This window comes from Acidilobus sp. 7A (assembly GCF_003431325.1).
Taxonomy (GTDB): domain Archaea; phylum Thermoproteota; class Thermoprotei_A; order Sulfolobales; family Acidilobaceae; genus Acidilobus.
On the sequence record NZ_CP010515.1, the window covers coordinates 267,003 to 285,775 of the forward strand.

Consider the following 18,773-nt stretch of genomic DNA (forward strand, 5'->3'; position numbering starts at 1 on the left):
CCTGAGGGGTAGAAGTTGACGGGGTTCCCAAGGATAAGGCCCAGGAGGCTCAGGGGGTCGGGCGCCCTGAGGTCGCTCATAGCGGAGGTCGACCTGACGCCCTCAAGGTTCATAATGCCCCTGTTCGTTGACGAGAACCTCAAGTCGCCGGCCCCGACCCCAGGCCTAGACGGCTACACCACTTATCCGCCTGACTCCAGGGAGCTCGTGAACCTGGTCAACGCGGCCATGGAGGTTGGGGTTAAGTCGTTCCTGCTCTTCGGGGTGCCCTCGGTTAAGGATGAGGTGGGCTCAAGGGCCTTCGCTGATGACGGCCCAGTGCAGAAGGCCCTGAGGCTTATAAGGTCTGAGGTGGGCTGGGAGCCCGTCCTCATGACAGACCTCTGCATATGCGAGTACACCTCCCACGGCCACTGCGGCCTCCCAGTTAACTCAAGGAGGGGTGCGGTGATAGACAATGACTCGACGCTGAAGGTCTACCAGAGGATAGCGGTGTCGCAGGCCCAGGCGGGGGCCGACTTCGTAGCCCCCTCGGGCATGATGGACGGGCAGGTGAAGGTTATAAGGGAGGCCCTTGATGACGCAGGCCTCACAGACGTCGGCATAATGGCCTACTCCGTCAAGTACGCCAGCTCCATGTATGGCCCCTTCAGGCAGGCTGTTGACTCAGCGCCAAGGTTTGGTGACAGGAAGAGCTACCAGATGGACCCGCGCAACGCCAGGGAGGCGATAAAGGAGGTCAGGCTTGACCTTGAGGAGGGAGCCGACATAGCGATGGTGAAGCCGGCCCTCCTCTACCTTGACGTGATAAGCCTCGTGAAGAGGTACTACCCTGACGTGCCGCTGGCCGCCTATAACGTGAGCGGGGAGTACTCCATGATAAGGGCGGCGGCAAGGCAGGGCCTCATAGATGGAACCGCTGCTATGCTGGAGGCCCTGTATTCGATAAGGAGGGCGGGGGCTGACATGATAATAACTTACTTCGCCCTCGACGCGGCGAGAGCCATAGCGTCAGGCAAGTACTTCTTCTAACTCGTGATGAACTGCTTCTCACCCCTTGAAAGCCTTGAGCCGCGCAAGCGCGCCTCAGCCGCGAGTTTAGTTATGCTATAAGGAACTAATAGAGGCAAGCTAAGAGGGCGCCTATGAGAGAACAGAGCCCCGCCGCTCATGGTGCAGCAGGGCACCTTAAGCCCGGGGCCACGACAGCGCCCAGCCTCACGCCCTGGCCCAGGTAGTCAGCCAGCCACCTGAGCCTCTCTGGTAGCCTCTCAGGGCTGTCCTCAACTAGGTGGGCCCCAGGCCCTATGGCGGCCCCCTCGCCCACCACGGATCCCCTGACCTCTGAGAGGGAGCCGACCTGGACCCTGGCACCTATGTAGCTCCTCTCGACCACCGCGTTCTCGCCTATCACGGAGTCGCGCTCTACCGCGGAGAAGTTCTCAACTACCGCCCCGCTCCTGACCCTGACCCCCCTCCCTATGTAGGCTGGCCCCTTCACTATTGCGCCGTCCTCCACAACCGCGCCGTCGTCTATTATCACATTATCGCCAACGATGGCCGACCTGGAGACGCTGGCCTTGCTTGAGATCACGCTCCCGCTGCCCTCGAGGAGCATGTCTATCGCCTCAAGCAGATCCCAGGGGTAGCCTATCTCAACCCACCTGCCGGGCCACTGTATGCCCCCTACGACGCCCTGGCCGGCGAGGCTGCGCATTGACTCGCCGAAGGAAGTCCTCGACGCCTCCTCAAGCTTGCCCACGTCAGCAACCATGACGCCGCCGAACACGTAGCCCCTCCCAACGCCCCACCTCTTGGCCTCAGGGGACTCCCACATGAACTCCTTGACGACCCCCCTGTAGTCGACTGTGACGAAGCCGTAGGTCTCAAGCCCGGTGGCCGCCGAGGCCAGGGCAAGCACTATAGGGAAGCCGCTTGACTGGTAGTAGTCGACTGCCAGCTTAGCTATCGTAGGGGGGCTCGCCAGGAAGCCGGTGTACACTATCACGGCGTCGCGCTCCTTTGCGGCAGAGGCCTCGTCATAGGCTGTCCTCAGGGCCCCCTGTATGTCGTCCCCACGCTGCTCAACTACCCTGACGCCCTCCCTGCCCACCGAGGCCAGGTTAGCGAAGCCCTTGGTTACTACTACAACCACGTCATCAACCTTGGCCTCCCTCAGCGTCTCTATGCTGTAGTCGAGCAGCTGCCTCCCCATAAGCTGGAGGAACGGCTTGGGCGTGCCCTGTGTTATGGGGAGCAGCCTCTTCCCGTAGCCGCCGGCAAGGACGAAGCCTATCATTGTCACTCCACCGTCACGGTCTTGGCGAGGTTCCTGGGCTTGTCAGGGTTGTAGCCCTTGCCCACGGCGAACCTGTAGGCGAAGAGCTGGAAGACAGGCGTCAGTATGAACGGCTCCAGCTCCAGGGTGCCTGAGGACGGCGGCATGTCTATCCTGGTTATAGTTTCCTTGGCCTCAAGGTCGAGGCTTAGGTCCGCCGGCTTGACTACGTAGACCCTCGCTCCCCTGGCGGCCATCTCAACGGCGTTGCCAGCCACCTCCCTGGCGTCGGAGGTCGCAGCTATGAAGACCGGGAAGCCCCTCTCAACTAGGGCTATGGGGCCGTGCTTGCTCTCCCCAGCCGGGTAGGCCTCCGCGTGCAGATACGCTATCTCCTTGACCTTGAGCGCCCCCTCCCTAGCTATAGCCGAGCCCAGCCCCCTCCCGAGCACGTACATGCTGCCCCCGGCTACGCTCTTTGAGAGCGCCGTGGCGACCGGGTCCGAGGCCTCGAGGGTGTAAGTTAGGAGCTGCGGTACCTCCCTGAGGGCGTCGAGGAGCTCCTTGGCCTCTGACGGCTTAAGCCTCCCGGAGTCCACCCCGGCCCTTATGGAGAGCAGTTCGAGAAGCATCACCTGGGAGAGGAACGTCTTCGTCGCGGCCACGCCTATCTCTGGGCCTGCCCTCGTGTAAAGTTTAAGGTCTGAGATCCTGTCAAGGGCGCTGCCAAGCACGTTGGTGACGCCAACTACGATCGCCCCGAGGTCCTTCGCCATCCTGACGGCCTCAAGGGTGTCGTAAGTCTCGCCGCTCTGGCTTACAGCGACCACCAGGTCGCCCTCCTCCACGGCGTTCATGAGGTAAGGCGCCTCCGATGATATTATGGCGTGGGGCAGCAGGCCAGCCCTCCTGGCCAGCAGGTACGAGAACACGAGCCCGGCATGGTAGCTCGTGCCGGCCGCCACAACTATAACCTTGCTGGCCCCTGCCAGGGCCGAGCTAACCTTGGCCAGGGCAGGATCATCAATATTGCCCTCGTAGGTGTCCCTGACAGCCTGGGGCTGCTCGTATATCTCCTTAACCATGAAGTGCGGGTAGCCGCCCTTGCTAGCGGCCTCGGGGGTGAGGTTGACCCTCCTGACCCTTGAGGCTACCTCCGCGTCTGAGAGCTTTGCATAGCCGTCCTTGGTGAGCCTGTATATGGCCACCTCAGTTGGCGTCACGTAGCCGAACTCCCCGTCCTCGAGGAATATAACGTCCTTGGCCGCTTCAAGCATAGCCGGCAGGTCGCTGGCCACCACCTTAACCTTGTCGCCGACCCCCACCAGCAGGGGGCTCCTGTTCTTTGCGAAGTAGACCCTGTCAGGCTCCCTTGAGTTAAGTATGGCAAAGGCGTAGGTCCCCTCAACTCTCATCAGGGCCCTGGCCAGGGCCTCTACAAAGTCCCTGCCCTCGCCTAGGCCCTCCTCAATGAGGTGAGCGACCAGCTCCGTGTCGGTCTCACTCCTTATTCTGTGCCCCTTGGCTATAAGCTCCTCCCTGAGGGAGGCGTAGTTCCTTATGACACCGTTGTGAACTATTGCCACTGTGCCCGTGCAGTCGGTGTGGGGGTGCGCGTTGACGTCGTTGGGCGGCCCGTGGGTGGCCCACCTAGTGTGCCCTATGCCCGTGGTCCCGCTCATCCCATCTATGGCGAGCCTTCTCCTGACAACCTCAAGCTCGCCGGCCCCCTTCCTAACAGTGACAAGGCCGCCGCTGACAACGGCGACGCCAACACTGTCATAGCCCCTGTACTCAAGCCGCTGCAGCCCCCTTATCAGGAGCGGCACAACATCAGAGCAGCTGGAGGTGGCTCCAATTATGCCGCACAAGGGCCTTCTCCGTGACAGAGGAAGAAGTGCTGTGGGCTAATAAGTGCTCCGCACACTCTTGGCAGCGCGCAACGCTAATTAGGATCAACAAAACTAGAGGGATTGGATGAGGAGGCCACGGGGCTGAGCTGCGCGATGATGCAACCTGTCTCAGCTGACAGACGGGGGGGCTATAGTGGTTATCCATGCCGCCTTCAGGCGCCTGGTGCTAAAGTTAAAGCCTTCCTCTTGCATAAATAAAACTAGGTAAAGAGTCTTGGCGAAGGAATATGTGATACGTGAGGGAGCCCAGTTCCAGCTCGCAAGTGACGCCTTCAGCGACGGCGACATAATACCTGTTAAGTTCACGTGCGACGGCGAGGACGTAAGCCCTCAGCTGAGCTGGAGCGGCCTGCCCCAGGGCACCAGGAGCCTGGCCCTGATAATGTATGACCCCGACGCGCCGGCCGGCACCTTCATACATTGGGTTATCTACAACATACCACCGACGCTCTCACAGCTTGAGGAGGGCGTCGGATCAAGCGGCGCCAGGGAGATACCGGGCGTTGGCACCCAGGGTGTTAACGACTTCGGCGACGTCGGCTACGGTGGCCCGTGCCCTCCCAGGGGCCACGGGCCTCACAAATACTACTTCGCTCTTCACGCGCTCTCGTCCCAGCTCTCCCTCAGGTCGCCTGCGACGGCCTCAGCGCTCCTTAACTCCATGAAGGGCAAGGTGCTGGGCTATTCCCTACTGATGGGGAGGTACTCAAGGCAGTGAACGCGTTTGAGTTTTCTATCAACAAAATTATTAAGCCCTCACAAACTTACTTAAAGTTAGAACGCCAAAACGAACAATTAATGCAGAGGTGAATGAAATGTCGGAGAACAGCAATGACATCGACGAGAGGGCCCTGAGCGTACTTCGCCAGTATAAGGACGGCATGCTGCAGAGCGAGCTGTGGAAGACTCTTGGTATATCAAGTAGGGAGGGCTCAAGGCTCGTCCTCAGGCTCATGCGCAGAGGCATGATTAAGAGGGAGGAGGTCACAGTAAACGGCAGGAGGACCTACAAGCTCTACGCCGTCGAGGTCGGCACCCCGAAGTTCTCCATAAGCGTTGACGCCAGCAGTATCCTTGACATCCCGTGCGCGGCCTGCCCGCGCATCAACGAGTGTGGAGCCGGCGGCTTCTATGACCCATCCACGTGCCCCCTCCTTGAGGCCTGGCTGAGGAAGGAGAGCGCTAAGCTCAAGTTGCAGAGGGCCCAGAGCGCAAGCTAAGGTGCCTCCTATGCCAAAGGATGAGCTTGAGGGCAAAATGGTTGTGTGGCCAACTTTTATAGACTGCGACAGGCCGAGGTCTATGGGGAGGAGGGTCCCCCTGGACGTCTGCGTTAAGTCGCCCAGCCTGCAGGAAATAGAGAGGGCTGCCGCAGGGCTGGGCCTCAACCCGTCCATTGACCAGGGCGCCAGCTACCCTAGGCTCTGGTACGAGGTTAAGGGCCGTGTTATAGTTGACAAGAGGATGGGGAGGCAAGAGACCCTGAGGGCTATAGCCTCAGCGATAAAATCCTTCAGGCAGCGCAGCTGAAAGGTGTCAGTGCGAGCATATACAAAGGTTATCAAAAGCAGCTACAATGGCAGCTGGGGTGAAACTTGCCCAGGTGGCCGTTTGAGGAGAAGCCGCTGCTGGTGTTCTGGGAGACAACGAAGGCCTGTCCCCTGGCCTGCATACACTGTAGGGCCGAGGCCATTACAAGGCCAATGCCAGGGGAGCTGAGCCACGCCGAGGGTCTTGAGCTTGTGAGGCAGGTAGCGGAGTTCGGTAGGCCCTACCCCGTGCTCGTGCTAAGCGGCGGCGACCCGCTGTCAAGGGAGGACATATGGGAGCTTATAGATGAGGCCCACTCCCTCGGCGTCCCCGTAGCCATGGCTCCAAGCCCTTCGAAGGTCCTGCTTGATAACATTGATAACATAGCGGGCGGCAAGGTCTCAGCGGTCTCAATAAGCATAGACCACCCGAGCCCTGAGGTCCACGACAGGGTGAGGAGGTACAGCGGCTCCTGGGAGGCCGGGGTCACGGCCATAAGGGAGCTGCTGAGAAGGAACGTCAAGGTCCAGGTCAACACGGCTGTGATGAGGTCAACCGTTGACGGCCTCCCAGGCATGGTGAGGCTCATAAAGGACCTTGGGGTTGGGGTCTGGGAGGTCTTCTACCTTGTGCCAGTTGGAAGGGCCCGCAGCGAGGAGGACCTGACGCCGGCCGAGTGGGAGGACGTCAGCGCCTTCCTCTTCGAGGCCAGCAGGTACGGCATAACCGTCAGGACCTCCGAGGGTCCCATGTTCAGGAGGGTCTCGCTGCTGCTCAGCTACGCCATGGCCAAGGGCCTTGAGCCCTCCAAGTTAGTCAAGGTAGGGGCCCTCTACTCGAGGCTTGTAGGCGACCTGAAGGACCTGCTGGGCGAGCCGGGCAGGGAGGCCAAGTTTGAGACCTCAGGCACCAGGGACGGGAAGGGCGTCATATTCATATCACACGACGGCATGGTCTACCCGAGCGGCTTCCTGCCGGTGCCGGTGGGCAGCGTCAGGAGGGACAGGCTGGTCAACATATACAGAAGGTCAAGGCTCCTCGTAGACGTAAGGGAGGCAAAGTTCAAGGGCAGGTGCGGCGCCTGCGAGTTTAAGGACATATGCGGCGGCAGCAGGGCCAGGGCCTTCGCCTACAGCGGTGACCCTCTTGGGGAGGACCCGGCCTGCCCCTACGTGCCCGGAAGCCTTGGCGACGCAGTTAAGGAGGTGACGGCCTCTTGGATGGGCTGAGCGACCTCCAGGTAAGGGCCTTCATGGAGCTTCAGTACAACTTCCCGGTGACTGCTATTGACCCCTACGCCCACGCGGCCTCATCCCTGGGCATCAGCGAGGAGGACCTCCTGGCTGAGCTGAGGCGGCTCAAGTCCGCGGGCGTCCTGAAGAGGGTTGGCTTCTACTTCAACTTCAGGTCGCAGGGCAAGGACGCGGCCCTTGTAGCTATAAGCACTGATGACGTAGAGTCCGTAGCAAAGGCCACGCGGGCTGACCCCCTTGTGACTCACTCATACCTAAGGGATGACCCGGAGTACAACGTCTGGATAGTTATAAAGCGCGACAGCCTTGACGAGATAGTCAAGGCAGCCGAGGAGCTGTCAAGGCTGAGTGGGGCCAGGAGGTACGTGATCCTGACCTCTGTGAGGACCTACAAGCTCAGCGTCAAGTACGACCTTATCAAAGGCGTCTCAAGGGCTGGTCCCTACGCCATCGTTCCCCCGAGCGCCCCAAGGCCCGAGGCCCTTGGCATACCGAGGACCCTGCCGGAGGCCCTTAGGTCGCTGCCGCTTGAGCCCTCGCCGTACTCCGCGGCCTCAAGGGTCAGCGGCCTCGGAGTTGAGGAGATCGTTAAGGCGATACCTAAGCTCCTTCAGGTTGGCGTCCTCCTGGACCCAGGGGCGGCGATAGACGGCGAGCTCGTCGGCTTTAGGGAGAACGGCATGGTGGTCATGGAGCCCTCAGGGGCCCCTGAGGAGCTCTGTGAGGCCGCGGCCAGGAGCGAGTACTCAACGCACGTGGTGCTGAGGTCCTCGATGCCTGAGGGGGCCTGGAGGTACCCGTGCTACTCCATGGTGCACGCCAGGAGCAGAGACCTCGTGGAGGAGGTGGCTAAGACTATAGCTAGGGACGCCGGGGCTAAGACGTACAGGGTTATCTACAGCCTGAGGGACCTGAAGCCGGGTGCAGCAAGATGATACCGGTCAGCGTCATGGTGACAGGCAGGGGAACGGTCTCAACAAAGATAAAGGGCCACTACAGCAAGGGCTCGCCCTCAAGGTTCAGCGAGGAGCTGAGGCCAGTTGTCTTCTGGAACGTAACGTATGCCTGCAACCTGAGGTGTGAGCACTGCTACATAGACGCAGGCCCAGGGCCGAGGGAGGGCGAGCTCAGCAGGGGGAGGCTGCTGGAGGTCGCGGAGGAGATGGCAGAGCTCGGGCTCCCCCTCGTCATATTCAGCGGAGGGGAGCCGCTGCTCAAGCCGGAGTTCTGGGATATCGCCAAGCTACTTGCAGAGAGGGGGAGACCTAAGATGGCCCTGAGCTCAAACGGCACCCTCATAACTAGGAGCGTGGCCAGGAAGCTCAAGGAGCTCAACTTCAGCTACGTGGGCGTCTCCCTCGACAGCCTGAGGCCTGAGGCCCACGACAAGTTCAGGGGGGTCCAGGGGGCCTTTGACATGACAGTGAAGGGCATCAGGAACGCAGTCGCCGAGGGTGTAGACGTCGGCATAAGGACAACGGTTACCAGGTGGAACTACCTGGAGGCCCCTAACATGGTTGACCTGGCGGCCAGCCTCGGGGCCAGCAGGGTCAGCTACTACCTGCTGGACTCTGTAGGAAGGGCCAGGAACATAACCTCTGAGCTCCCGACGCCGTCACAGGTCAAGGAGTTCGTTGACAGGGCTGTTGGGAAAGCCAGGGAGTACAGCGGCAGGGTCGAGATAGAGCTCGTTAGGTCAAACTTCGCGGGCATCTACATAGCTGACGCTCTCTCGAAGAGCGGCGAGGAGTTCCAGGAGTACCTGCACATGATAAGCGCCCAGGGGGACTGCGGGAGGAAGACGATAAGCATATACCCTGACGGCACTGTCAGGCCGTGCCAGTTCATAGACCAGTACGTCATAGGGGACCTGAGGGGGCAGAGCCTGAGGGAGATACTGAGCTACAACAACCCTGAGCTTGTTAAGTTCATAAGGCTCTACGAGAACCTGAGGGGGCCCAAGTGCAGCTCATGCCCCTTCAAGCTCATATGCGGCGGTGGGAGCAGGGGCAGGGCAGAGGCGGCCACAGGTGACTTCTGGGGCGACGACCCGCTCTGCTTCATTAACCCCAAAGAAGTAGCCTCCAGGTGGGGGCTGGCTTGACATTCATACCCCTCTTCATAGACGTCAGGGGGCTAAAGGTAACCGTGTTTGGCGGGGGCTCCGTGGGCACCAGGAGGGCCCTCGAGTTCTCCTCAGCCGGAGCCAAGGTCGTTGTGGTGGCCTCCCAGTTCTCCCACGAGCTTGAGGCAGCGGCCAGGGCTGGCCATGTGGAGCTCGTTAGGGAGAGCCTAAGCCCGGGCAGCGACGTTGACAGGTTCATAAGGGGCTCATTCCTGGTGGTGATAGCGACCTCCGACAGCTCTCTCAACTCGTACCTGGCCTCAAGGGCCAGGGAGCTCGGGGTTCTTGTAAACAACGCCACCGAGGCGTTGGAGGGCAACGCGGTCTACCCGTTCACGGCGGAGCCCATAGAGGGCCTCAAGGTTGCCGTCACGACGCTGGGCCTCTCTGGGGTAGCCGCAAGGAGGGCCAGGGACAGGATAGCTGAGTGCCTGGGCTCTGACAGGTACCTGGCCTTGCTCCTCTCTGTCATGGCTAAATTTAAGGTTATGCTCAAGGAGAGCGTGAGCGACCCCAAGGTCAGGGTGCCGCTGTACTTCAAGGTCGCCGAGGACCAGCTGTTTAACCGGCTCATAGAGCAGGGCGACGAGGAGGGGGCCCTGAGGAGGGCCCTTGAGATAGCTAGGGCAGACGCAGGAGGCACCAGCGCGGGCAGCGCCGCTGGACGTTCATGAGCTCTAGTAACTGCGTAGCGGCTCTGACCTCCTCCCCGCCCTGAGGGGTGAGGCTTGCCTTTCATTTTGTCATGCTCTAATGCAAACAGCTTAGTGTTGGCCCTAGGACTCGCGATGTCACCTCAACTGTACTACGCGCTACGTCTCTCACGCCTTTAAGTGAGGCCGCCGCCCACCCTGCAGCATCAATGTATTCCTATGTAGTATGACGCCAAACTGCACGCTCGGAATTAGCGTTCCTGCGCTCAAGAGCATAAACTCTTAAGAGTGCAGGAAGTTACAACTGTGCCACGGCCTGAGAGGGCCGGTGACCTGAGTTGGCAAAGAAGAAGAAGACTGAGCAGCAGGGCGAGCAGAAGAAGTAAGTGCCCTGAGCTTTTAGATTAAATCAACCTTAAACTTAAGCGCTTTTTGAATCCTTCCCGGTTTGATGCGATGCCCGCTAAAAGGAAAGCTGAGAGACTGAACGCTTCTACATAACTACTAGTTATTTTTAATTATCTCTAAATATTGTTTTGACAAGTTACTTTTATATAGCATTACCGAGGCAGCTTTCATTGGTGACCCCCCACCTGATGACGGGCGCTGCTCAACGAGGGTGGGAGTGATAAAAGTAGATGGGAGGGTAGCGGCGTCTCCCTCGACAAGCCCCAGCGAGTTAAGGGTGACCGCGTGTGATCCTTAAGAGGGGTGCCCGCGGCGGAACTAGGTTAAAAGTAAGGAAAAGGAACGCCACGGGTAAACACTCAGTTGCTTGAGTGGAGCTGCGCACCGGCTGTTGTCGCGCTCGTGCAGATATGGTAATACCTCCAGACTACTGCTAGAAAATGTATTATGAAAGGGCTACATGGTATACCTTATTTGCATGTTACCCCTTAATATTAGCGTTAGGGGCAAGGCGGGCCCCAGTTGGCTGATAGCCTTGAGGTCAAAGGAGCAGGCGGCTAAGCTGATGAATGACGTACTTAAGAGATTCGCCCTGGGCACCCTAGTTAACCTTGACAGCTACTTTTACTCGAACGGCGGCCGCTCCTTCGTTGAGTCCCTCCTTGAGGACCCGGTTGGCACTTACGTCAAGACGCTCAACGTGCTGCCAGAAAGTATGGCAAAGTCCGTTATAAGAATAGCGCTAAGGTCCCTCGGAAACTTCTCAGTGATGGAGCTTGAGAGTGCCTTAAGCTCCCTCAAGGCGGGTGACCCGCGCCCCTTCCTGAACCTAGTCTTCGGAACCTCTGAGTAAGCTGCTCAATTATAGCCTGGCGCTAAAGGACCTCGATTCCAAGGAGCCCCTCAGCGTGGCGGACCCGGGGGGATTTGAACCCCCGACCACCGGCTTAGGAGGCCGGCGCTCTGTCCTGGCTGAGCTACGGGTCCCCGGCCTCCTGGCGACACTGTGAGGTGACCTCTTTATTAGCTTTAGCTTCCGCCGCCCAGCCTTATACCATAAGGTAAGCGCCTGCGTGTGCATTCTAAGGTAATCGATCGTTTGACCTCTTCCCTAACCTGTTCTATTATTGAAATGAAGGGCGAAGGGCCTGCTAACCCTCTACTGCAGGACAGAAAGTTCATCGTAGAGACTCTGAAGAGCTTTAGCGTTATGCACGGCAACTGTAAGTGCTGAGGCTTTAGTTCTCCTTTACCGGCTCGCGGCGAAGGACCCCTGTAAGGCAGTGGACACCGCCGCCCCCCTTGAGGACCTCGTCCACGTTAACCTCTATAACGTCCATCCCCTCACCCTCCAGGAGCTTCCTTACGGCGTTGCACCCAGAGCCCATGACAACCCTGCCAGGCCTTACGGCGACCATGTTCAGGCAGAGCCTGGCGCTGACCCCTCCGGGCAGCTGGGAGTACTCAACGGGCACCACGTTAAACCCGAGCCTGCGGAGCCTGTCCATGGCCTCCCAGGGGAACATCTGCCTCACGGCAACTATCGTCTTAACGTCAACCTGCGCCACGTACTCATCTATGTGTATCACGTTCATAGGCACCTGGACCTCGATGACCTCGCTGACGCCCATTGACTTCACGACCTTAGAGAACGCCTCAAGCCCGGCCCTGCTGGTCCTCTCGCCCACGCCAGCCATGGCTACGCTAGGCGACAGCAACATAGCGTTGCCCCCCTCAAAGACCTCCTCATTGCCCATAACCTTGACTATGGGGTACCCAAGCCCCTTCATGACCTCCATGAAGGCCTGTTCCTCACCCCTCCTAACGTCATACATGAAACTTGATATTATTGCGCCCCCTGGTGTCATTAGGAAGGGGTCACGGGCGTACATGGCGTTCGGCTTGTCCTCAAGGCCATCGACCGTCCTGACGACTACCCCCTCGCGCCTGTAGACATCTATGAGCTCCTCCACCTCCCTCCTGGCCTCCTCCAAGCTCATGGGGGCGCGGAAGAGGTAACGGCGGTAGTTGCTCTCGTTCACCAACGTGACCTCCTGCCCCGGCACGTGCATGAGGACCTCCCTTAACCTGCCCACCTCTGAGGTCACAAAGCTCAAGCTCTCAGCCCAGCTTCGCTGTAAGGTCAGTCGCAGCAATAAATCTGCGCGAAGCGACCTGCCTGCAAATCCTGGTGGCTAGAGCGCCTGAGCTTCAGGCCTCCGAGAGCCACTGTGAACTGCCCCGCCCTCACGGGCGGGGCACCCCACCTCGCGGTGATGACTTCCTGCCTCCCAGGGCGGCCTCGATCCCCTCACCCACAGCGGAGGCTCCATCGGGCGGAGCCGCCCCTGTGGCGCCCCGCGCGGAGGAGGGGTTACGGAGGGCCGCCCTCCGCAGGCGTAAGTTCCCCAGTCCAGAGGGCGCGGCCTCAGCCCTTACAGCCAGAGGTCTGCACATGTCTTTTTCTTTTTGGTATAAGAACTTTTCTATGGGGGCTATCCACCCCCCACCTCACGGAGGGGACTTTCGCCCCCTTAGCCCCCATAAAGTTAAACCGAGCAGAGGCCTGAAGGTCGCAGACCTCCTAAGGCCTTCATGCCCTCGCGAGGGATGGGTAGTAGAGCCTCTTCCCAGCCCTTCCCTTCACCTCGTCCCACTCATGAAGGATTCTGACGGCCTCGTCAGCTACCTTTATCAGCTCATCCTCGCCAGCGTGGGCCACGAACTCGTCCTTAACCCTCTGGGCATAGACGGCGTGCACAGCACCGGCCCTGAAGCCGTAGATGTTGGCCAAAGTGAGCAACGTGGCGCTCTCCATCTCAAAGTTAAGGACCCTCATCTGCCTCAGGTCGGCCATTAAGTTCTTGGCCCAGCTCGGTATGTAGCCCCCATGGCCTGGCCTGCCCTGGCCGACGTAGAAGCTGTCGGTCGAGGCCGTGACGCCGACGTGATATGTTACCCCAAGCTCCTCGGCCGCCTCTATAAGGGCCATCACGACCTCATAGCTCGCTGACGCCGGGTAGCCCGCTGGGGCGTACTGGTAGCTGGTGCCGTCCATCCTGACAGCTGCAGTAGTTATGATTATGTCGCCAACGTTTATGTCTTCCTGAATGGCGCCCGTGCTGCCAACCCTTAACATAGTGTCCGCCCCAAGCTCCAGGAGCTCCTCAACAGCTATTGCGGTGGCCGGCCCCCCTATGCCTGTTGAAACCACGGCCATGTCAACGCCCCTGTAGACGCCCCTGTAGCTCAGGTACTCCCTCCTCTGCGCCAGCTGCCAGCTCCTGTCCCAGGAGGAGGCTATGCGCGAGGCCCTCTCCACATCCCCCGGCATGAGGACGTACCTTGGGACGTCACCTCTCCTAAGGCCTATGTGGTAGGCCCTGCCCTGCGAGTCGAAGGGCCTCGAGGCCGACGACATGCGCTCCTCCAAGACTTACACCTAGGACGAGGAGAGAGCTTGAGCTAAAATTCTTCCTCCTCGCCCGCGCCCCCCTTCTCACCACTAGGCCTGCAGAGGGACCTCAGAAGGGGGAGGAGGAAGTCCCTGCTCTCCTTAGACGCAGACCTATCCACCTCGACGTAGACCGGTATGTCAAGGTCATCAAAGAGCCTGACCCTATCCTTTATGACACCGCTCTCGGGCTCAGCTATCATGGTCGGCATGAAGGCCACGTAGCCAAGCCCGTTGGACCCCTCGACTGCACCGCCCACCAGTATGGCGGAGAAGTTGTTCTCGCGCGTCCTGACGTCAAGGAGCTCCGCCACCTGCTCGTTGTCAAGCGTGAGTATCCCGTTGCCCTGCTCAGACCTCATCCTTATGAAGCCTGACTGGAAGGGCAGCATGGTTCCTATGACTACGTCCGCCCCCCTGTAGGAGAGCGACCTCAGGACCTCTGGGTAATTTATGTCCTCGTCTATGTAGACCCCAACCCTCAGGTTAGAGCGCGCGATGTCGAAGACTAGAACATCCTTCCCGGGGGTCAGGCCACTCTCCCTTTCCTTCTTAGTGAGGGCCACCTTCCTGTACTTGCCTATGAGCCTCCCGTTGGGCCCAACCACTATTGTTGTAAGGTAAAGCCTTGGGCCCGCCCTCTCCACCAGGGGGCCAGCTATAACGTAGACGCCGTACTCCTCACTGACCTTTGAGACTATGGAGAGCGTCGGGCTCAGCTGCATCTCTGACTCCGAGATCCTCTCGGCAAACCCCTTGAGTATGGAGGGGACCTTCTGGTCGGCGTAGTAGCCCACTATAGGCCCGGTTATGGGGTAGGCCGGCAGCACGAGGACGTCGACCTGGCGCTCCGACAGCGCCTTCGACGCGAGCTCAAGTATATGCTTTGTGTTGGTCCTCCTAGCGCCAAGTCTTATGCGGGTGTGGAGTACGGTTATCCTCAGCGGCATTGACTGCACCTGGGCTCTCTTAAGCAGTTACTCTAAGTAGACTTAAAGCCTATGCAACCCTTGATGTCTATAACGGGAAGGCTTGACAAAAAGAACGACAAGCCTCGCCCCTTCCAGGGGCGGGGTAAGGCATAAAGCCTCTGAGCACTTAAAGTTGCGTGGAACAGATGGTGTCCCCGCAAGGGGATGCCCCAACAGGGGCCCCACATATCCCCGAGTCCCTAAGATCCGTGAGCCGAGGGCAACTCACGGTGAGGGATAGGGGTAATGGGCTGAAGGCCCAGCCCGCGGTCTACCGCTGGACGAGCGGAGCGGGGTGGGCGCTTACCGCGCCCGCCAGCCATGATACGATGAAGGTGAAGGCGGTAAGCCGCAAACCAGTGAGCCGCCCTAAGGGAGCCCTCGCCCTTTAGGGCGGGGAGGAGGTCAGCCTAAACTGCAGGGGACCCTTAGAACTGCTCAGAAGCCTGGTGGCCTGACCCTCAGGACACCCTCGTTAACAAGGGTCGGCGGCCTCTGCCGCCTGTAGAATGCCTCCAGGTTCCTATAGACGATCTCTGCCATCCTGGCCCTGGTCTCTATGGTAGCGCTGCCTATGTGAGGGGCAAGAACCACGTTGCTAAGCTTTGTAATGGGATGGGAGGGGTCCAAGGGCTCGCTTGGGTACACGTCAAGCCCGGCCCCGGCTATCCAGCCCTCCTTCAGGGCCTTGTAGAGGGCGTCGAGGTCAATTATCTTGCCCCTGGCGGTGTTTATAATGAAGGCCGTCCTCTTCATAAGCCTCAGCCTGGACTCGTTAACCAGGTTCTGGGTTTCAGGGGTCAGGGGCGTGTGTATCGTAAGTATGTCGCTCTCCCTGAACAGGGTCTCAAGGTCGACGTACCTGGCTCCCAGGGCCTCCACCTCTGGCACCCTATGTCTGTTATAGTATATTATCTTCATGTCGAAGCCGAGGGCCCTCTTGGCCACCGCACTGCCTATCCTGCCGGCGCCGAGTATGCCCAGGACCTTGCCCTTGAGGTCGTAGCCCAGCATCATGGTTGGGTGCCAGGCGGTCCCTGAGCGCTTCCAGCTACCGTCCCTCACGAACCTATCTGCCTCAACAACCCTCCTCGTCACGGCCAGTATCAGGGCCCACGTGAGGTCCGCAGTGGCGTCAGTCAGCACCTCTGGGGTGTTGGTCACGTAGACGCCATGCCTCGTGGCGCACTCAAGGTCTATGTTATCATAGCCAACTGCGTACTGAGCTATTATCCTGAGCTCAGGGCTCAGTGCCTCTATCACGTCGCACGTCACCTTATCCTCAAGCATGGTAACAAGCGCCTGGTGCCCCTTGGCATTAGCTATGAGCTCCTCCTTGGTGGGCGGCCTGTACTCCTTCCAGACATCAACCCTCTGGAACATGGCCTTGAGCTGGTCAAACGCTGGGAACGGGACCTCCCTCGTGACGAAGAGGCTCAGCTCCACGTCCAGCCCTATATCTGACCTTTGTATAGAAAATAAAAGCGCTGCTATCAGGGCGCCCGTAGCAGGCCTTAAGCCCAGAAGTGCCAAGAGTTAAGGTACGAGCGCTATTCAACACTTTTATATCAAGGTTACGGTTCAGGCCGCGGCGCTCAGCTTGACGTATATAGGCATTGTAAACTTTGTGTGGGTAAGAGGCTATGAAGCCATAGTCTATGCAGTAGGCCTCGTCGTGTTTCTATGGCTCCTCTACGCCGCATATGAGGGGTACCGCCGCTGGACCCATGGCCTACCGAGATGGAAGCTCATGTGCTGGCCGCCGGGCTACTCCGTGGTCGCCGCCCTCAAGAACTTCGTCAAGTTCGCGCTGCTCCAGTGGAAGGTCCTCAGGCAGCGCTTCCCAGGCACCATGCACGCGCTCATATTCTATGGCATAAGCTGGCTCTTCATAGCGACGCTTCTCAGGGCCATAAACGCGCATATTGTTGTCTTCCTGACAGGCGACGTGTTTTACGGCTATAAGCTGCTCAACAACATAGCGGGGGCTATGGTGATAGTTGGGGTATCGATAGCTATAGTCAGGAGAAGCCTGAGGCTGACGCCGAACCTTCCCCAGGACCCCTACTATTACCTTGTGCAGGCGCTCCTGCTCATAATAGTCGTCACGGGCTTCCTGGTGGACGGCATAGCTGGCGTTGCCTACCGCTACACCTGGGAGAGGCCCTGGTTTGACCCAATTGGCTACCTGGTCTTCATGTGGGCCAGGACGGTCCCAATACCGACCCTGCAGGAGATCTACAGGGGGCTCTGGCTCTTCCACATGAGCATAGCTATGGCAACCCTTGCGATAATACCGTTCACAAACCTGTGGCACATATACGCCGCGGCGCTCAACGTCACCTTCCAGAGGCAGGGCCAGGCCCCCCAGGGCGTCAAGCCCGTCACGGACCTTGACCAGAGGATAGAGCAGGGCAGGCCCCTGGGCGTTGTAAAGCTCTCTGACACCACCTGGAAGCAGCGCCTGGACTTTGACGCCTGCACCTCGTGCATGAGGTGCACTAACGCCTGCCCGGCCTACGCGTCTGGGAAGCCCCTGAGCCCCAGGGACGTCATAGTTACCCTAGACAAAGCTATGAGGGAGGGCCTCTGGGACCAGCAGGCTTGGGGAAGCGGGAAGCTTCAGGTCAACCCTGAGGCCATCTGGAGCTGCGTCACCTGCGGCGCCTGCGTGTACGAGTGCCCCGTGACCATACACCACGTCGACACGATAATTGACGTGAGGAGGGGCATGGTGAGCATAGGCTCAGAGGACGTGCCCAAGGACGCCCTTGACGCGCTCTACAGGCTTCAGCAGACAGGCAACCCTCTCGGGGCCAACCCCTATGACAAGGAGCAGTGGCTTAACGAGCTGGCCCAGAGGCTTGGCGACGACATAATAGCAAAGGAGGGCGAGGAGTACGACTACCTATACTGGATCGGCTGCACAACATCCTATGACCCAAGGTTAAGGCCTGTCGCCGAGGCGGTTATAGAGCTGCTGAGGACCGCTGGGCTCAAGGTGGCGGTCCCGGTCGAGCAGGGCTGCTGCGGCGAGCCAGCGAGGTCTGTAGGTGACGAGGCCCTCTACGTGGAGCTCATGAAGCAGGCCCTCGAGGTGCTTAGCAAGTACAAGTTCAAGAAGCTCCTGGTCAGCTGCCCGCACGGGTTCAACAACTTCAAGAACAACTACAAGCTTTACAGGGGCTACCTTGCCAAGAACCCAGATACGGCAAAGCTGGCGCAGGTGCTTGACAGCCTGCAGGTGGAGCACCACTCCATTGTCTTAGCAAAGTTAGTTAAGGACGGCAGGCTAAAGCCCACTAAGAAGCTTAACATGGCCGTGACTTACCATGACCCGTGCTACCTCGGCAGGTGGAACGGGGTATACGAGGAGCCGAGGAGCGTCGTGGAGTCAACAGGGCTCAGGATAAAGGAGATGCCCAGGAACAGGTCAAGGAGCTTCTGCTGCGGCGGAGGAGGGGGCCAGCTCTTCTATGAGGTGAAGAGGGGGGAGCGCCTCTCAGCCATGAGGGCTGATGAGGCCTCTAAGACCCTCGGCGAGGGAGCGCAGAGGAGAGTGGTCGCTGTGGCCTGCCCGTTCTGCAACACCATGTTCAGGGCCGAGGCCAACAAGTTCAACTTCGAGGTTAAGGACATAGCAGAAATTCTTAAGGAGTCTCTAGACAAGGGGCAGAGCGGCGGAGGCCAGAGCAACGGAAGCTCATGAGGGCGCTTTCCTGACAGTTATTATAAGCAGGCCCCCCTTCAGCTCTGACTTAGCCGTGCTGGGGTCCACGAGCTCCGGCAGGGTGTACTCGCCGCTGTAGTAGCTCACCTTCCTCGCCCACGAGGCCTGGCCGAAGGCCCTCCTGACAACCTCACTCCTTATCTGTGCCCTCACGGAGATGCTCTGCCTGCCGAGCCTCACGTCAACAGTGCGGGGATCTGAGCCCGAGAGGTCAACAACTATGACGAGGCGATCCCCCTTGTCGTGGAAGCTCACGAGCGGCGTGAGGGCCCCCCTGCTGAGCTCTGACAGCCTGCTGTTGAACAGGTCCTCGGGCCTCACCTGCTCCTCCATGTCATCTATCATCGACCTCATCCACGCCTCCATCTCGTCAAGGTCTGACATCATGTCACGCACTATCCTCAGCGCCCTCTTCCGCATGCGCTCAAATATGTCGTCATAGGACACGACTGATCCCC

General features: G+C 59.4%; 17 protein-coding genes, 1 tRNA gene and 1 pseudogene. 11 read left to right on the forward strand and 8 right to left on the reverse strand.

Annotated features, from left to right (window positions below; all coding sequences use genetic code 11):
- The first annotated feature begins 15 nt into the window (after window positions 1-15).
- The gene (gene hemB, locus SE86_RS01285; protein WP_117353960.1) at window positions 16-1,032 is read left to right on the forward strand and encodes a porphobilinogen synthase; all 1,017 of its coding nucleotides are present in this window, start codon (window positions 16-18) and stop codon (window positions 1,030-1,032) included.
- Between the two features lie 136 nt (window positions 1,033-1,168).
- Here the strand turns inward: hemB and SE86_RS01290 are convergent, their stop codons facing one another.
- Both SE86_RS01290 and glmS read right to left on the reverse strand, forming a co-directional pair.
- Complete coding sequence (locus SE86_RS01290; protein WP_211096632.1) at window positions 1,169-2,299, reverse strand: NDP-sugar synthase; 1,131 nt, start codon at window positions 2,297-2,299, stop codon at window positions 1,169-1,171.
- Between the two features lie 2 nt (window positions 2,300-2,301).
- Complete coding sequence (gene glmS / locus SE86_RS01295; RefSeq protein WP_117353962.1) at window positions 2,302-4,149, reverse strand: glutamine--fructose-6-phosphate transaminase (isomerizing); 1,848 nt, start codon at window positions 4,147-4,149, stop codon at window positions 2,302-2,304.
- Window positions 4,150-4,405: 256 nt separating this feature from the next.
- On the opposite strand from glmS, the gene SE86_RS01300 reads away from it, so the two are divergent.
- From SE86_RS01300 to SE86_RS01335, 8 genes are all read left to right on the forward strand, one after another.
- Window positions 4,406-4,909 (forward strand): YbhB/YbcL family Raf kinase inhibitor-like protein, encoded by a 504-nt coding sequence (locus SE86_RS01300; protein WP_117353963.1) that lies wholly within the window; start codon window positions 4,406-4,408, stop codon window positions 4,907-4,909.
- 97 nt (window positions 4,910-5,006) lie between these two features.
- Window positions 5,007-5,411, forward strand: coding sequence for an Lrp/AsnC family transcriptional regulator (locus SE86_RS01305; RefSeq protein ID WP_211096633.1), 405 nt, complete (start codon window positions 5,007-5,009; stop codon window positions 5,409-5,411).
- 10 nt (window positions 5,412-5,421) lie between these two features.
- Window positions 5,422-5,721, forward strand: coding sequence for a signal recognition particle subunit SRP19/SEC65 family protein (locus tag SE86_RS01310; protein WP_117353965.1), 300 nt, complete (start codon window positions 5,422-5,424; stop codon window positions 5,719-5,721).
- Window positions 5,722-5,786: 65 nt separating this feature from the next.
- Entirely contained in the window at window positions 5,787-6,950 is a 1,164-nt protein-coding gene (locus SE86_RS01315) for a TIGR04053 family radical SAM/SPASM domain-containing protein (protein WP_117353966.1), read from the forward strand.
- Window positions 6,938-7,909, forward strand: coding sequence for an Lrp/AsnC family transcriptional regulator (locus SE86_RS01320; protein WP_117353967.1), 972 nt, complete (start codon window positions 6,938-6,940; stop codon window positions 7,907-7,909). The genes SE86_RS01315 and SE86_RS01320 overlap by 13 nt, the downstream gene beginning before the upstream one ends.
- The gene (locus SE86_RS01325) at window positions 7,906-9,078 is read left to right on the forward strand and encodes a radical SAM protein (protein WP_117353968.1); all 1,173 of its coding nucleotides are present in this window, start codon (window positions 7,906-7,908) and stop codon (window positions 9,076-9,078) included. The genes SE86_RS01320 and SE86_RS01325 overlap by 4 nt, the downstream gene beginning before the upstream one ends.
- Entirely contained in the window at window positions 9,075-9,773 is a 699-nt protein-coding gene (locus SE86_RS01330) for a bifunctional precorrin-2 dehydrogenase/sirohydrochlorin ferrochelatase (RefSeq protein WP_158543069.1), read from the forward strand. Before SE86_RS01325 ends, SE86_RS01330 begins: the two co-directional genes overlap by 4 nt.
- Before the next feature lie 922 nt (window positions 9,774-10,695).
- A complete protein-coding gene (locus tag SE86_RS01335) occupies window positions 10,696-11,013 on the forward strand; it encodes a hypothetical protein (protein ID WP_148666735.1) in 318 nt (105 codons plus the stop codon).
- 56 nt (window positions 11,014-11,069) lie between these two features.
- Here the strand turns inward: SE86_RS01335 and SE86_RS01340 are convergent.
- The 4 genes from SE86_RS01340 to SE86_RS01355 form a co-directional block, all read right to left on the reverse strand.
- Window positions 11,070-11,147 (reverse strand) — tRNA-Arg (locus tag SE86_RS01340).
- 251 nt (window positions 11,148-11,398) lie between these two features.
- Window positions 11,399-12,268 carry an arginine deiminase family protein gene (locus tag SE86_RS01345; protein WP_236747385.1) on the reverse strand — a complete coding sequence of 290 codons (870 nt, stop codon included), beginning with the start codon at window positions 12,266-12,268 and terminating at the stop codon, window positions 11,399-11,401.
- A 485-nt stretch (window positions 12,269-12,753) separates the two neighbouring features.
- On the reverse strand, window positions 12,754-13,593 hold the full coding sequence (gene udp / locus SE86_RS01350; protein WP_174221328.1) for a uridine phosphorylase: 840 nt from the start codon (window positions 13,591-13,593) through the stop codon (window positions 12,754-12,756).
- 32 nt (window positions 13,594-13,625) lie between these two features.
- Complete coding sequence (locus tag SE86_RS01355; RefSeq protein ID WP_117355027.1) at window positions 13,626-14,564, reverse strand: carbon-nitrogen hydrolase family protein; 939 nt, start codon at window positions 14,562-14,564, stop codon at window positions 13,626-13,628.
- A gap of 206 nt (window positions 14,565-14,770) precedes the next feature.
- Between SE86_RS01355 and SE86_RS08330 the strand changes: the two are divergent.
- A pseudogene (locus SE86_RS08330) lies at window positions 14,771-14,977 on the forward strand (transposase); the annotation flags it as partial.
- Between the two features lie 46 nt (window positions 14,978-15,023).
- On the opposite strand, the gene gyaR reads toward SE86_RS08330, so the two are convergent.
- Entirely contained in the window at window positions 15,024-16,031 is a 1,008-nt protein-coding gene (gene gyaR, locus SE86_RS01365; protein ID WP_117355028.1) for a glyoxylate reductase, read from the reverse strand.
- A gap of 154 nt (window positions 16,032-16,185) precedes the next feature.
- Here gyaR and SE86_RS01370 point away from each other — a divergent pair, with 154 nt between their 5' ends.
- Window positions 16,186-18,294 carry a heterodisulfide reductase-related iron-sulfur binding cluster gene (locus SE86_RS01370; protein WP_117353971.1) on the forward strand — a complete coding sequence of 703 codons (2,109 nt, stop codon included), beginning with the start codon at window positions 16,186-16,188 and terminating at the stop codon, window positions 18,292-18,294.
- On the opposite strand, the gene SE86_RS01375 is transcribed toward SE86_RS01370, so the two are convergent.
- Window positions 18,289-18,762 carry an Hsp20/alpha crystallin family protein gene (locus tag SE86_RS01375; RefSeq protein WP_117353972.1) on the reverse strand — a complete coding sequence of 158 codons (474 nt, stop codon included), beginning with the start codon at window positions 18,760-18,762 and terminating at the stop codon, window positions 18,289-18,291. The two genes, SE86_RS01370 and SE86_RS01375, sit on opposite strands and share 6 nt — an antisense overlap.
- Window positions 18,763-18,773: the final 11 nt, after the last annotated feature.

Excerpts from the sequence above, each read along its gene's own strand:
- SE86_RS01355 (WP_117355027.1), bottom strand. The coding sequence starts at position 14,564 with ATGCCGCTGAGGATAACCGTACTCCACACCCGCATAAGACTTGGCGCT.
- SE86_RS01290 (WP_211096632.1), bottom strand. The coding sequence starts at position 2,299 with ATGATAGGCTTCGTCCTTGCCGGCGGCTACGGGAAGAGGCTGCTCCCC.
- SE86_RS01310 (WP_117353965.1), top strand. The coding sequence starts at position 5,422 with ATGCCAAAGGATGAGCTTGAGGGCAAAATGGTTGTGTGGCCAACTTTT.
- SE86_RS01305 (WP_211096633.1), top strand. The coding sequence starts at position 5,007 with ATGTCGGAGAACAGCAATGACATCGACGAGAGGGCCCTGAGCGTACTT.
- SE86_RS01325 (WP_117353968.1), top strand. The coding sequence starts at position 7,906 with ATGATACCGGTCAGCGTCATGGTGACAGGCAGGGGAACGGTCTCAACA.